The sequence below is a fragment of the Flavobacterium cucumis genome, from assembly GCF_900148835.1.
GTDB classification, from domain to species: Bacteria; Bacteroidota; Bacteroidia; order Flavobacteriales; family Flavobacteriaceae; genus Flavobacterium; species Flavobacterium cucumis.
Genome location: NZ_FRYK01000001.1, coordinates 640,641 through 655,709, shown reverse-complemented (window position 1 = coordinate 655,709; position 15,069 = coordinate 640,641). Strand labels below are relative to the sequence as shown.

General features: G+C 33.9%; 13 protein-coding genes and 2 tRNA genes. 8 read left to right on the top strand and 7 right to left on the bottom strand.

Annotation, left to right across the window (positions count from 1 at the left end):
* Positions 1-7: 7 nt before the first annotated feature.
* The 6 genes from BUE95_RS03085 to serS all read right to left on the bottom strand — a co-directional run bounded on the left by BUE95_RS03085 (position 8) and on the right by serS (position 7,434).
* Positions 8-1,618 (bottom strand): DUF4139 domain-containing protein, encoded by a 1,611-nt coding sequence (locus BUE95_RS03085; RefSeq protein WP_073581297.1) that lies wholly within the window; start codon positions 1,616-1,618, stop codon positions 8-10.
* 67 nt (positions 1,619-1,685) lie between these two features.
* Positions 1,686-3,038, bottom strand: coding sequence for a magnesium transporter (mgtE, locus tag BUE95_RS03080; protein WP_073581295.1), 1,353 nt, complete (start codon positions 3,036-3,038; stop codon positions 1,686-1,688).
* A complete protein-coding gene (gene rsmA / locus BUE95_RS03075; RefSeq protein ID WP_073581293.1) occupies positions 3,028-3,807 on the bottom strand; it encodes a 16S rRNA (adenine(1518)-N(6)/adenine(1519)-N(6))-dimethyltransferase RsmA in 780 nt (259 codons plus the stop codon). Before rsmA ends, mgtE begins: the two co-directional genes overlap by 11 nt.
* 1 nt (position 3,808) lies before the next feature.
* Positions 3,809-4,135, bottom strand: coding sequence for a DUF4286 family protein (locus BUE95_RS03070; RefSeq protein ID WP_073581291.1), 327 nt, complete (start codon positions 4,133-4,135; stop codon positions 3,809-3,811).
* Between the two features lie 171 nt (positions 4,136-4,306).
* A complete protein-coding gene (locus tag BUE95_RS03065; RefSeq protein ID WP_234977618.1) occupies positions 4,307-6,055 on the bottom strand; it encodes a tetratricopeptide repeat protein in 1,749 nt (582 codons plus the stop codon).
* 107 nt (positions 6,056-6,162) lie between these two features.
* A complete protein-coding gene (gene serS / locus BUE95_RS03060; RefSeq protein ID WP_073581287.1) occupies positions 6,163-7,434 on the bottom strand; it encodes a serine--tRNA ligase in 1,272 nt (423 codons plus the stop codon).
* 242 nt (positions 7,435-7,676) lie between these two features.
* Between serS and BUE95_RS03055 the strand changes: the two genes are divergently transcribed.
* From BUE95_RS03055 to BUE95_RS03040, 4 genes are all read left to right on the top strand, one after another.
* On the top strand, positions 7,677-9,605 hold the full coding sequence (locus tag BUE95_RS03055) for a M1 family metallopeptidase (RefSeq protein WP_073582396.1): 1,929 nt from the start codon (positions 7,677-7,679) through the stop codon (positions 9,603-9,605).
* A 70-nt stretch (positions 9,606-9,675) separates the two neighbouring features.
* Positions 9,676-11,004: an RIP metalloprotease RseP gene (gene rseP / locus BUE95_RS03050; RefSeq protein ID WP_073581285.1), complete on the top strand. Its 1,329-nt coding sequence runs from the start codon at positions 9,676-9,678 to the stop codon at positions 11,002-11,004.
* A gap of 71 nt (positions 11,005-11,075) precedes the next feature.
* Positions 11,076-11,149, top strand: a tRNA-Asn gene (locus BUE95_RS03045).
* A 35-nt stretch (positions 11,150-11,184) separates the two neighbouring features.
* A tRNA-Asn gene (locus tag BUE95_RS03040) sits at positions 11,185-11,258 on the top strand.
* A gap of 38 nt (positions 11,259-11,296) precedes the next feature.
* On the opposite strand, the gene BUE95_RS03035 is transcribed toward BUE95_RS03040, so the two are convergent.
* Positions 11,297-11,890, bottom strand: coding sequence for a 2OG-Fe(II) oxygenase (locus BUE95_RS03035; RefSeq protein ID WP_073581283.1), 594 nt, complete (start codon positions 11,888-11,890; stop codon positions 11,297-11,299).
* Between the two features lie 196 nt (positions 11,891-12,086).
* Between BUE95_RS03035 and BUE95_RS03030 the strand changes: the two genes are divergently transcribed.
* From BUE95_RS03030 to BUE95_RS03015, 4 genes are all read left to right on the top strand, one after another.
* Complete coding sequence (locus BUE95_RS03030; RefSeq protein ID WP_073581281.1) at positions 12,087-13,376, top strand: NAD-dependent succinate-semialdehyde dehydrogenase; 1,290 nt, start codon at positions 12,087-12,089, stop codon at positions 13,374-13,376.
* A 2-nt stretch (positions 13,377-13,378) separates the two neighbouring features.
* Positions 13,379-13,879 (top strand): nuclear transport factor 2 family protein, encoded by a 501-nt coding sequence (locus tag BUE95_RS03025; protein ID WP_073581279.1) that lies wholly within the window; start codon positions 13,379-13,381, stop codon positions 13,877-13,879.
* Between the two features lie 144 nt (positions 13,880-14,023).
* Entirely contained in the window at positions 14,024-14,461 is a 438-nt protein-coding gene (locus BUE95_RS03020; RefSeq protein ID WP_073581277.1) for a hypothetical protein, read from the top strand.
* Between the two features lie 18 nt (positions 14,462-14,479).
* Positions 14,480-15,061, top strand: a complete 582-nt coding sequence (locus tag BUE95_RS03015; protein ID WP_073581275.1) for a globin family protein — start codon at positions 14,480-14,482, stop codon at positions 15,059-15,061.
* Positions 15,062-15,069: the final 8 nt, after the last annotated feature.

Genomic DNA, 15,069 nt, shown 5'->3' with positions numbered 1-15,069 from the left:
CACTTATTTATAAGTTATCTATAAACTTATCCTTCGGATATTTGATTTTATAACTGATTCGGTATTTCTTGGTTTCTCCAGCACCCAATTTTACATCCCAAGTTAAAATTCCGGTTTCTGCGTTTACTTTTGCTTTTCCGTTGTCTAGTAATTCAATAGTAATTTCTTTATCAGAGCTAATAGGATATTGATCTTTCAATACCATTTCAATCGCTTCTTTTTTGTTGTTTTTTACGGTAATATCATATGTAAACGTTTGTTCTTTGTAACTCGATAGGAATTTAGTTCCCGACTTATCAGCAATTTTTTCACGTTTAATAGCGATTTTTTTATCTCTTCCCATGCTTAAATTTATAGTATCAGAAGTTTGATTTGGATTGATCATGGTTTTACCCACATACATTCCTTCGAAGATAATATTTGCTTCACCAGGCAACAGGTTGAATTTAGAATATTCACTAATTTCAGCTAGCAAAAAGGCTTCTTTTTCAGCTTTTGGAACGGCGTAATATTTATACGTTGCAGGTAATTTCAAATCTTTTAAGGCTACACTGTGCGCTTTTCCATTCGATAAAATATCATATGGGATGTCGATATCGAAAGAAATGTTTAATTGGTTTTCGTTGATTGTCGTGTAGTTGGAGATTGATGATTCGTCATCCATTTCCTTTTTTTTGTCATAAGCTACACCTGAAACTTGACCTTGAAGTGAATTATAAACAGCATTACTATTATTATAAACTCTCGGATATCCAAAACGTAACAACCAAGCTTGTAAAATAGGAGCCGTATTGTTTTGATTTGGATTACCACTTGAAAGTGTAAGTTTTACTTTTTTCCAATCGATTCCTGTATTTTGTATCACTTTTGCTTTATACATTAAGTTGATTGGTGAATTGATATTGTCGGCACGTAAATCGTAAAAGGGAGACCAAGAAGCGTTGTTCGTTAGGTAATTGATGTCTAAATTCACAGAGCTTGCTACATCAGTCATTACTTGTAACACTAATTTTCCTTGCGAAGTTTTCTCTTGTTTTTGGGTGTTCAATTCTAATTTTGAATTCAATTTTGAAAGTACGTCTTTTAATTTTTTCTCTTTTTCGATAAGAATATCAACTAAATTGCTCAATTCGTTTCTTTTGGTTCTGTAATAATCCACTAGTTTGATTAATTCGGTTACATTTAAACCCGAATTTTCTCCCGCCACGTTTTGATTTTTATCTAATAAATCTATAGTTTTGGAATACGACACTTTTTCATTGGCAATTTTTCCCATCTCTTTTTCGATGAGTACAATGCTATCACGCACTTTTTTGATCATCGGATTACTTTCATCAATTTCATATTCCGAAATAAAATTTCGAGTAAACTGAACCGATAAAACCGTAACATTAGCTGGAGCACCAATTTGAATTGTGTTTTCATTAATATAATCAGCAACGTTTTTAATAACAATTTCACTAGTTCCCGTAGGAAGTGTAACGGAAGCCGATTGTAATAATTCAGCTGAATTGCTATAAACGGTTGCGCTTTTAATTTTAGCTGTAGTAAAAATTGGTTTTTGAGCAAAAACGAATGTTGCAAAATAGAATAGTGTTAGTACAAGTATTTTTTTCATCTTTTTAAACTTTAGTATTTTTAGTATAGAGTGAAATAAAATGGAAAAGGTTGGGAAGCAAGTAAAATTATATTCCCAAAATAATCTTAGCAATCGTAAAATAAGTCAAAATCCCTAAGATATCGTTACTTGTAGTGATAAACGGACCTGTTGCTAGTGCTGGGTCTACTCCGTATTTATTTAAGATGATTGGGATAAAAGTTCCAATTAGCGATGCCATAATAATTACCGAAAGCAAAGCAATTGAAACGGTATAACCTACGTGTATTTCGTAACCTAACAAGAAATAGCTTCCAGCTAATAAAATTACAGAAAGTATCACTCCGTTTAATAAACTCAACGAAAGTTCTTTTAATAAACGTTCGACAACTGGACCAATAATAGTGTTGTTTGCCAAACCTTGCACAATAATCGCAGAAGATTGTACCCCAACGTTACCAGCCATCGCGGCAATTAGTGGTGTAAAGAAAAATAGCTCGGGATGTAAATCCATTACTGGTTCAAAGATTCCTAAAACGTGTACGGAAATAAATCCTCCTAACAAGGCCAAAACTAGCCAAGGTAAACGTGCTTTTGTAAGTTGTAAAACACTATCATCTGCTTCAACGTCTTGCGAAATACCGGCTGCCAACTGGTAATCCTTGTCGGCTTCTTCTTTAATTACGTCTACAATATCATCAATAGTAATTCTCCCTACTAATCTTCCTAATTCATCAACAACTGGAATGGCTTCCAAGTCATATTTTTGCATGATTCGTGCTACTTCTACATCTTTTGTATCTACTTTTACGTAATCTACTTTTTTGATGTAAACATCACTAATAGGTGTTTTTGTTGAGGTTGTCAATAAGTCCTTTAATGACAAACGACCTTTTAATCGTTCTTCGTCATCAACCACATAAATGGAATGAACTCTTGAAACGTTTTCAGCTTGCGCACGCATTTCCTTTACACAAGTTAAAACATTCCAGTTTTCGTTAACTTTCACCAATTCTTTTCCCATCAAACCTCCAGCAGAATCTTCATCGTAGCGTAATAAGTCGACAATGTCTTTGGCATGTTCTACATCTTCAAGTTCCGAAATTACTTGTTCTTTTTTGTATTGCGGTAATTCGGCAATAATATCAGCAGCGTCGTCTGTACTTAATTCGTCAAGCTCTTCTGCGATTTCTTTTGGTGAAAGATTGCGTAAGATTTTTTCACGAACTTCTTCATCTAATTCTAGAAGAATTTCGGCTGTTTTTTCAGAATCTAAGGTGTTAAAAATATAAGCAGCGCCATAATCATCGAGTTCTTCCATGATTTCGGCAATATCAGCAAAGTGAATATCTTCAAGAAGCAAAAGCAATTCTTGCGACTTGTTTTCACTTATAAGTTGCTCTATTTCAGATAGAAACTCTCTGCTGATTTTAAACTCCATCGGCTGCTATTTTTTGGGTAATATCTATAAATTGTTCCACCGTTAATTGTTCCGGACGGAGGTCAAAGATAGTGTCTAATTTTAAATTATCAGAAAAATTGAATGTTTTTAAGCTATTTCGCAAGGTTTTTCTTCGTTGTTGAAAAGCAGTTTTTACCACTCTAAAGAATAATTTTTCATCACAAGGTAATGAATAATCGGCTTTTCTTCGTAATCGCAAAACACCAGAATCTACTTTTGGCGGTGGATTAAAAACATCTGGTGGAACCGTAAATAAGTATTCCGCTTCATAAAAAGCCTGGGCTAAAACGGATAGTATTCCGTAGGTTTTACTTCCTTTTTTCTCGCAAATTCTCTCGGCTACTTCTTTTTGAAACATTCCAGCAAATTCTGGAATTTGATCGCGCATTTCTAACGTTTTGAATACAATTTGCGTTGAAATGTTGTAGGGGAAATTGCCAATGATGGCAAATGGTTCACCATTAAAAACTTCGTTTAAATTGTATTTTAAAAAGTCTTTCGAAATGATGTGATTTTCTAATTTTGGATAATGAACGCCCAAATATTCCACCGATTCTTTATCGATTTCAATTACATAGGTTTCGGTTGGTTTGTCCAATAAATATTTGGTTAAAACACCCATTCCTGGACCAATTTCCAAAATTTTTGAATAGCCTTCTAGCGAAAGCGTATCAGCAATGTCTTTTGCGATGCTTTCGTCTTTTAGGAAATGTTGTCCTAAGTGTTTTTTCGCGGTTACTTTTTCCATTTTAATTCGTTTCTCCGTAGAATTCTTCCATGATTTCTAACTCTGTTCTAAAAGCCACCATTTTATCCGCAAAAAGTTGTAAGCCTTCCTGGCGTAATCTTGGCGCGTGGTTTTTGTAGTAGTCTTCTAATTTGGCTCTAGAATCTGTGAAATATTGCACTGCATAAGTTGTACCGCCCATTTCTTCTTCTACCAAAACCTTAACCATTTTAGCATTGGTAAACAAACCGGTTGCTAAAACATCGTTAATATGTTTGTTTTGCATCCATTTTAACCAAGCAGAATGAATGCTTTCGTCTACGTTTATGGTTACGTTGTATATAATCATTTTTAATAAATTTCAAATTCAATATTTTAACGCAAAGAACGCTAAGTTTTTCGCAAAGTTCGCAAAGAATAAATTCAAAACCCTACTTTAATATAATAAAACTAAATGTCTCTGAGTATCTCTCCTCAATACAAAGTTAGAAAAAGGATCTCTGTGAATCTCTGTGTAAAATCAAATTGTCGAATCACCTCGCAACGTTCTATATTGTTTTCTACTTTCGGTATAATACAAACTATCGGGATGTTCTAAAACTATTTTTTCGTATAATGCTTTTGCTTTTTCGTTATCTAAAAGCTGCTTTCTGTAAATCTCTGCCGAAAAATATAAGGCTTCATCTTTATAAATTCCGTCTTTGTGATTTTCTAAAATGTTTTGAAAATACGTTAAGGCTTTGTTGAAATCTCCTTTTTCTTCGTAAATTTTTCCAACTTTGAATAAGGTTCCTTCTTCGATGCTTTCGCCTTTATGTTTTTGTAAAATGGCTAAAAAGAATTGAAGCGCTTCTTCTTTTTTATTCTGATATAACTTCAAATCAGCCGTAGCATAGGATTGTAGCGCTGTTCTTAAACTGTCTTCAGCTGAATTGTCCTGAATAAGTAAAAACATTTCAACGGCATCATTTGCAATTAATAAACTTGGTGATTGTTTCAGAACTTTAACTTGTTGTAAGGTCCAATCAAAATCTTTTTTGTAAAAGTTGGTTTTAGCTAATTTTAGACTGGCTTCGTGTGCTAAAACATCGTTTTTCAAATTATCTTCTACTTGCGCATAATACAAAATGGCTTGATTGAATTTTTCATCATACACCATAATATCTGCCAATTCCATTTTGACTTTAGCTTGTTCTCTTAGGTTTAGCGGAAGTTTTAAGGTGTTCTGCAATAACTCAATTCCTAATTTTGATTGCTTCAGATAAAACGTTTTGAAATGAGCCGAAAGAATTTGTAAGTCTGTAGAATATGGATTAATGCCATATTTCTTCAGCAATTCCTGAAGTTTTATATCGATAGTGGGATAGTCTTTTAAAGTTGCGGATGCTATTTCCATAGAAATTAGGAAGTGATGTGCTCTCATTTGTAAATCTAAATCCTGAGTATTTTCCAAAACAAATTCTAAGATAAGTTTGGCATCTTCAAATTGTTTTTCTTCCATTGCCATTCTTCCCAAAGTAACAATATTGTAAAAACTTTCAGGATTTCTCTTATAAACCGCTTTCTCTTGAACAAAAGCTTTTCCGTATTCTTTTTGCTGCACAAAAAACCAACTCAAAAATTGGTTCCAATATACCTCTTGTGATTTTTGGGTTCTTAGTAATAAGTTTTTTCTAACAGTAGCTGAGAAAGTGCCATCTGCATCGTCTGTTAAAAACCGAGTTAATTGATTTTGAACCATTGGAGTTCCTTCAGGATTGTTAAAGCTGTAGTCTAATAATTTATTTAACATGACCTCAAGATTACCTAGCTGTCCTTGTAGCATGGCTGATTGGTAATCAAAATTTAAATTTGGGTTCTCTTTTTGTGCAGTTTCATATGTTTTTAATGCCCAGGTTAATAGTACTTTTTTCTCAAAAGAATTGGCAACTTGATAGGCATAATTTGGTTCTTTTTTAACTTCAAGAATGGCTAAATCATAGTTTTTTTCTGCTATTTCAATTTTTTTTTGGAGTTGGTAATTATAACCTAGTTCTACAAATAAAAAAGGCTGGAAATATTTTTCTTTTCTTTTCGCTATTAAAATTTCTGCTTTTTCATATTGTTGAAGTTGTTGATTACATTCAATTATTTTTTGAAAAAAAAAGTAATTTGTAGGTTGTTTTGTTGAAATTTCTTCAAATAAGGGCAGTGCTTTTTGAAATTCGCCTTTATCAAAATAATCTAAAGCCAATTGTTCGTTTTGTGCCGAAACCCAAAACGAAGACATTAAAAGTGTGAAAAAAGCAATTTTTTGCAACATAAATAAAATAAATAATGTACTAAAGTAACACTTTTTAGTATCAAATTAGTATATTATTTTATAAAGATTAACGTTTAGTTAATGATATCAAATCCAGTATATTTTCTTAAAACTTCAGGAACTACGATGCCTTCTGGTGTTTGGTAGTTTTCTAAAATTCCAGCTAATACTCGAGGTAATGCTAATGAACTACCGTTCAATGTGTGTGCCAATTGGTTTTTACCTTCTTTGTCTTTGAAGCGTAATTTTAAACGGTTTGCTTGGAATGTTTCAAAATTAGAAACCGAACTAATTTCTAACCAACGTTCTTGCGCAGTTGAATACACTTCGAAATCATAGGTTAAAGCAGAAGCAAAACTCATGTCGCCGCCACATAATCTCAAAATGCGGTATGGTAATTTTAGTTCTTGTAGAATTCCTTTTACGTGTTCCACCATTCCGTCTAATGCTTCATACGATTTATCAGGATGTTCAATGCGAACGATTTCTACTTTGTCAAATTGGTGTAAACGGTTTAATCCGCGAACGTGTGCGCCATAAGAACCAGCTTCACGGCGGAAACATGGTGTGTATCCTGTACAAAGAACTGGTAAATCGTTTTCATTTAGCAAAACATCTCTAAAGATATTTGTCACTGGAACTTCTGCTGTTGGAATTAAATATAAATCATCGACACCAACATGGTACATTTGTCCTTCTTTGTCAGGTAACTGTCCTGTCCCAAATCCAGAAGCTTCGTTAACTAAATGTGGTACTTGGTATTCTTGATAGCCAGCATCTGTATTTTTATCTAAGAAATAAGTGATTAAGGCACGTTGTAATTTAGCTCCTTTTCCTTTGTAAACAGGAAAACCAGCTCCAGTGATTTTAACACCCAATTCAAAGTCAATCAAATCGTATTTTTTTGCCAATTCCCAGTGTGGTAAAGCACCTTCGAATAATTTTGGAATTTCACCTTCTTGATACACGTTTAAGTTTTCTTCTGGTGTTTTTCCTTCAGGAACGATATCGGCTGGTAAATTTGGTAATTTGTATAACTCTTCTTGTAGTTTATTGGTGTATGTATTCAAGATTTCGGTCAACTCTTTATCTTTTTCACGCAGTTGAACCGATTTTTCTTTTAAGATTTCAGCTTTCGCTTTTTCACCGCTCTTCATTAAATCCCCAATATCTTTGGATAGCTTGTTCGACTCGGATTTGATAGTATCTAATTCCACTTGAGTTGCTCTTCTTTTTTCGTCCAATGCAATTACTTCTTCAATGGCATTTTTAGCATCTAAGTTTTTCTTAGCTAATCGTTTTACTACTTCGTCTTTGTTTTCTCTAATGTACGCTATTTGTAACATAATATATAGGATTTTAAGGATGCAAATTTAAGAAATTGGATTTAGATAATTTATAAAAAACTATTTCACTTACGTGTTTTTAAGAATTGATGAAAATCCGACAAAAAGCTTTATCAAAGCAAAGATATTATTGTATATTCGCTTTCTTTTTATGCAAATTGATAATTTTAACCTTAATTTTGTTGGTTTTTAATAAAGTTGAATTGCTAAAAGTTACCCCAAAATTTTATAATCTACTAAGAATGAAAAAAATTACCTTAAGTTTCTTAATCTTATTTGTTCTTATCGGTTTTGCTCAAACAGATAATTCTGAATTTGATAGAATGGTGGTGGCGGAAATGAAATCAGCTTCCTCTTTACAAGAGTTTAGAGTAAATCCCAATACTCAAAATTATGATGTAACCTATCATGAATTGCGTTTTACGGTAAATCCTGACAATACAACACCCTATATTAATGGGGTGGTTCAAACAACTTTTACAGCCTTGTCAGACATGAATGTTGTTACTTTTGATATGGCAACCGCTTTAGTAGTAAGTTCGGTAACAATGAATAGTTCCAATCTTTCTTTTAGTCAAAGCAACTACGAGCTAAATATTAACTTGCCAGCAACATTAACAACTGGAAGTGCTGCAACAGTAGAAATTACTTATGCCGGTTCACCTCCACAAGCAGAGGGGGCTTTTACAAGAAGTATGCATGGGGGAACACCAATAATTTTTACACTTTCTGAGCCATTTGGCGCTAGAGATTGGTGGCCATGTAAGCAAGACTTGACCGATAAAATTGCAAGTTTTGATATCTATATCACGTGTCCTGAAACTTATATTGGGGTTTCTAATGGATTGTTACAAAGTTCTGTTACTTCTGGAGGATTAACAACGCGCCATTTTAAGCACAATTATCCAATTCCGGCGTATTTAATTTCGTTAAATGTTACAAATTATACCTCATATAATATTCAAGCCGGTTTAGGTACAGCCGAGAGGCCATTTTTTCCAATTAACAATTATTTATATCCAGAGAGTAATACTACAACAATTCGAAATGCAATTGATGTGACTGTTCCAATTATGAATATTTTTGAGCAAAAATTTGGTTCTTATCCTTATAGAAATGAGCAATATGGTCATGTTCAGTTTAATTGGTCTGGAGGTATGGAACATGCTACTATGTCCTCAATGGGAAGTTGGGGTAGGAGTTTAATCGCTCATGAACTAGGGCATCAGTGGTTTGGGAATAAAGTAACATGTGGTTCTTGGAAGGATATTTGGTTAAACGAAGGGTTAACAGAGTATACAGCAGGAATTGTGGTAGAAGAATTAGATGGGCAAACTTCGTTTGTGTCCTGGAAAAACAATAAAATAACAAACATAACTTCTCAAACTGGAGGCGCTTTGTACTTAACAGAAGCTGAAGCGCTAGATGTAAATAGAATTTTCAGTAGTCGTTTGTCTTATAACAAAGGTTCCATGGTGACTCACATGTTGCGTTGGGTAATGGGAGATACTAACTTTTTCCTAGCCTTAAGAAACTATTTAAATGATACTAACTTGGCTTATGCTTATGCGCAAACAAACGACTTAAAAGGACATTTAGAAGCGGTTCATGGAAGTAGTTTAGATGCGTTTTTCAATGATTGGGTTTATATGCAAGGGTATCCAACTTATACAGTTGATGTTCAAGCACTAGGGTTTGGACAAGCTAGAATTACCGTCAATCAAACCCAATCACATCCAAGTGTTTCATTTTTTGAAATGCCTTTACAAATAAGATTAACAGGGGCAGGAGGAGCAATTCATGATGTGGTTGTTAATAATACGTCAAACGGACAACAATTTGTGGTGTCTGTACCGTTTTTAGTGACAGGAGTTGTTTTTGATCCAAATAAGCATATTATTTCAAGAAATAGTACCACAACATTATCAAATGATAGTTTTGAATTAGAGGAAGCGATTTCGGTTTACCCAAATCCAGCAAATGATGAACTACATATTATGATGCCAACAACTACACAATTGGAAAGAGTAGAAATCTATAATACGTTAGGGCAATTGTTAGCAACGCATCAAGCGGCAGATTTTAGAATCGATAATTTGAGTTCGGGAATGCATGTGATGAAAATCACGACTTCTGAAGGCGCAATTCATAAAAATTTTATAAAAAAATAGTTCTAAAATAAAATAATGATGAAAAGTAAGGTGAAAACCTTACTTTTGTCGTTTAAATAAATGCATAAAAATGATTCAAGTAGCACAAATATTATTCATATTATCCGTTTTAGTAATCCTTCATGAATTTGGTCATTACATAACCGCAAGAATGTTCAAAGTCCGAGTAGAGAAATTTTACTTGTTTATGGATGCTGGTTTTTCTTTAGTGAAAAAGAAAATTGGTGAAACCGAATGGGGAATCGGATGGTTACCATTAGGAGGTTATGTAAAACTTTCAGGAATGATCGATGAAAGTATGGATACTGCACAAATGAATGCTCCAGCAGAACCTTGGGAATTCCGTTCAAAACCAGCTTGGCAACGTTTAATCATCATGTTAGGCGGAATTATTGTGAATGTAATTTTGGCTTGGTTGATTTTTACCATTATGTATGCAACTGTTGGACAGAAATTTATTGCTACTGAAAAAATTCAAGAAAACGGATTAGCATTTGGCGAAGTAGGTCAGAAAGCAGGTTTTAGAAATGGCGATAAAATTCTTTCTGTAGACGGAAAACACCAACCAAGTTTTAACCGAATGACATTGGATGTTTTACTTGGTGATAAAGTTGAGGTAGAACGTAATGGTGAAAAAGTAGATGTGATTTTAACCGATGAAATGAAAGGTGAAATCATTAGTAAAGAGGGTAAAGAATTTGTTGGACCAAGAACTACTAATATTAAAATAGATTCAGTTGTTCCAAATTCAAATGCAATGAAAGCGGGTCTTAAAGCGGGTGATAATATAGTAGAAGTTAATAATTCAAAGATTGTCTTTTTTGATGAACTTAGAGATGCTTTGGCTAGATTTAAAAATGATTCGGTTGTTTTAAGTGTGAATAGGAATAATCAAATATTGACTATTAAAGCATTAGTTACAAAAGAAGGGACATTAGGTTTTGTTCAAAACACAAGACTTCTTAAGGATGATTATGAGGTTAATAATCAATTATCAATAGGTCAGGCAGTTCCGGCCGCAGTAAAAGAATCTTGGTCGTTATTGGTTTATAACGTAAAACAGTTTAAATTAATCTTACGTCCAAAAACAGAAGCCTACAAACACGTTCAAAGTCCAATTGGAATTGCGCGTCGTTTACCAGATACTTGGAATTGGGAATTCATTTGGAATTTCACCGCTTTATTCTCAATCGGATTGGCTTTTATGAACTTATTACCAATCCCAGGATTAGACGGAGGACACGCTTTATTTACAATAGTTGAAATGATAACGGGAAGAAAATTATCAGACAAAGCAGCAGGTTATGTTCAGACCGCCGGAATGATTATCTTGCTGACCTTAATGGCTTTAACTTTTGGAAAAGATATCTATCAATTAGTAGTAGATAAACTTTTATAATTTTTTCAATAAATAATTTGCGATAACAAAAAATCAGTTTATATTTGCACTCGCTAAAAAGATAAACACCTTCCTCCTTAGCTCAGTTGGTTAGAGCATCTGACTGTTAATCAGAGGGTCCTTGGTTCGAGCCCAAGAGGGGGAGCAACTTTTTAGCAAAACATAAACCTTTGAGGTGATTCCTCCTTAGCTCAGTTGGTTAGAGCATCTGACTGTTAATCAGAGGGTCCTTGGTTCGAGCCCAAGAGGGGGAGCAACAAAAAACCGGTACATTGTATCGGTTTTTTTTATTTTAATCCCTTCTCAACCAACCTGTAACGCTCAAACGAGGTCTGTGACTTTCTAAAACTTCGTGAACCAATTCGTTGCTTTTAAAGAAAACCGTTTTTCTGTTGGTTGGAGCAATTTTTTGAGTCTCATCGCCATCATAAATGCATAATTCGCCACCATCTTCAGGTTGCCAATTTTCATTCAAATACGTAATCATCGAAAATTGTCGGCTCGAATTATCTAGAAACTGATCCAAATGTTTTCTGTAAAAACTACCTTTATCAAACAACGCAAAGTGAAATTCATAACCAGTAATTCCAGTATAGCAACTGCGGTTTAAATACGACACAAAAGCATCCACTTGATCTAAAAAAGCGTTTTCATGTTGGTTATTATTTGTTCGGTCTAACCAATAAATCGCATCGCTTCTTATTGCAGAATTTTGAGTTAATTTTGCAGCATTTCCTATTCCGGCGGCTTTTAATAAGTTTTGTTCTTTTAATTCAAACAATCTCTTTACCAAGTGTTGCGCCAATTCTTCCGATACAAAATGTTCCACAATGCCCACTTTTGAATCCAAATAACTCGAAATTAAGATTTCAAAACAATCTTCCATTTTATTTACGTTGTAAAATACTTTACAAAGATATCATTTCCTTTTTTAATTTGGGTGTTCCTTCAAGGGGCGGGCCGTCCGTTCCAATCTTTATTTATAAAATTTAGCCATGTTACAAATAAAGGATTTCCGCTGCAATCCCTAAAGCGAACTGCCTTTTCAATTAAAATTAGTATTTTTACAAAAACCTTTCAGCATGCAACATCTTTTAAAAGTTTCAGAAAACACCCAGCTTTCTTGGTGCAATTTCAGTATTCAAAATCGAATTTCTTTTCTGCTACAATTAGCTAAACTACTTTTAGAAAATAAAGAGAAATATGCAATCTGCATTACCACCGAAATGCACAAACCCATTTCACAAGCCATTGCTGAGGTTGAAAAATGCGCTCTTTTGTGCAATTACTATAGCGAAAATGCCGAAACCTTTTTAGCCACAAGAAACATAAAAACTGAAGCTTCTGAGAGTTTTGTTACTTACGAACCTTTAGGGGTTATTTTAGGCGTGATGCCATGGAATTTTCCATTTTGGCAAGTATTCCGATTTGCGGTTCCAACACTTATCGCAGGAAATACCGTTGTAGTAAAGCACGCCAGTAATGTTCCGAAATCAGCCAAATTAATTCAGGAAATTTTTGAACAAGCTGGTTTTCCAAAAGGTTGTTATCAAGATTTACGAATTTCAAGTGACGAAGTAGCAAAAGTCATCGGAAATCCAATTGTTAAAGCCGTTTCCTTAACTGGTAGTGAACAAGCTGGAATTGCAGTTGCTACCGAAGCAGGAAAACATTTAAAAAAGTGTGTTTTAGAATTGGGGGGAAGCAATGCTTTTATCATTTTAGAAGATGCTAATGTCGAAAAAGCTGTTGCAACAGCCGTGAATGCTCGAATGCAAAACGCAGGCCAAAGTTGTATCGCAGCCAAACGCTTTTTAGTTCATAAGAACATTGCAGATGAGTTTGTGGCAAAATTCAAAGTTGCTCTTAAAAACTTAAAAACTGGAAATCCGTTAGACAAAGAAACACAAATCGGTTCGTTAGCACGAGTAGATTTGGCAGAAGAATTAGAAGTTCAAGTGCAAAAATCTATTGAAATGGGGGCTAAGTTGATTGCTGGAGGAAACAGGAAAGACGCTTTCTATGAACCTACAACTTTAACAAAAGTAACAACAGAAATGCCAGTTTTCAATGAAGAAACTTTCGGACCTGTGGCTGCCATCATAACTTTCAAAACCATTGAGGAAGCAATTAAATTAAGTAATCAATCGGAATTTGGTTTGGGCGTTTCCATTTTTACTCAAAACATTGATTTCATCAAAACCAAGATTTCAGCTTTTAATGAAGGCGCCGTTTTTATCAACGAAATGGTAAAATCTGATCCAAGATTACCTTTCGGAGGCATCAAAAAATCAGGTTACGGAAGAGAATTAGCCGAAGACGGCATCAAAGAATTCGTGAATGTAAAAACGGTTGTAATTAATATTTTTTAAAAATGAAAAAACTAACCATTCTAATCTTAGCAACGCTAGTTCTGTCTTGTAGACCTTGCCAAGAAAAACTACAATCAGAAAAACAAAATATTACTGTTATTTTAGATAATTGGCATAAAGCGGCTGCAACAGCAAGTTATAAAGTTTATTTTGATGTTATGTCTGATAAATCTGTTTTTATTGGAACGGATGCCAAAGAAAATTGGAATAAAGAACAATTTCAAGTTTATGCAAAACCTCATTTTGATAAAGGAAAAGCTTGGAATTTTAAAGCTATCGAACGCAATATCTATTTTAGCGAAAATCGGAAAGTCGTTTGGTTTGATGAATTGCTGAGTACTCAGATGAAAATTTGTCGTGGTTCTGGAGTTTTGGCTTTAGAAAACGGACAATGGAAAATTAAGCATTACGTACTTTCTATGACGGTTCCTAATGAGAATGTTGAGGAAATAGTAAAAATAAAGTCGGTTTTAGAAGACAAGATTCTTTCCGAAAAAAAATAAAAGTAATGCCAATCATTTTTAATCCCAGGATATTTCGTCTTGGGATTTTTTGTTTCCAAATGTTAAAAATTCTTTTTTTTCAATTTTCTAAAACCGAAATGATTTTGATTTCGTAAATGAGATTAAACAAAAATCTCAATAAAAATGAAAATTAACAGAAAAGTCAAAATTGCTTTAGGAAGTATCTTTGGTGTCTTCCTAATTTTATTTGTGGTTTTAGTAGTTCATATTGCTACAGCGAAACCTTTAGAAGTAGATAATGCTTCTTTGCAAATTAGCCGAATTGATTTTAAAGAACCTATAGATTCGCTAAAAGCAAAAGAAATTCATAGAAATTTAAAAAAGATTCCTGGTGTTAAGACGGATAGATTAAATCCAGAAACAGGGGTTCTAGTTTACTTTCACGACTTAAAAGTAGCTAATTCTAAAGAGATTTACGATCAACTTATTGCGATGGGGAATTATAAGGCAGAACGCTTTGTATTGCCAGAGCGACTAAAAAACAAGAAAGCTTGTCCTGTTATGAATGAAGACAGTTTTAGTTATAAGTTTTCTAGAGGAATACAACGAATTTTTAATTAATTTTTAAATACTATTACTATGAAAAATTTTTCTAGATTAGCCATGTTGGCTTTATTTATTGGTTCAGGAACTTTTGTTGCTTCTTGTAGTGACGATGATGAGAGAGCCCCAGAACCGGTTTCTCTTTACACAAAATTAGGAGGAACAAGAATGGTTGTAGATCCTAACAATACATCACAAATGATTGAACAAGGACGTTTGAGTTATCGTTCGGTTGTGGATTCTACTATTACTTTAATTGTTTCTGATATTGTAGTGGGAGCAGAAGGTAATTTAGGAGAACATTTTGCACCAGTGATTTCTGAGGCATTAAGTGGGAATACTACTAACGTAGCTATTTTGAGTGATAATTTAACGGACTTCTTTTCAGCTAATACTGGAGGTGGTGCTACAAATACATACACTGGATTGGATATGGTAAGTGCTCATGATCCAGCTTTGAATCCGCGTATGGGAAAAAAATCTAATGATGCAGAATACGATAAATTTATTGGATATGTTGGTGCGGCTGCGGGCTTAAATGGTGTAACTGACCCAGAAATTATAAATGAGGTTGTAGCAGTTTTAGAATCATTGAGAGCTCCTATCGTTCAGGAGTAAGTTTGTTT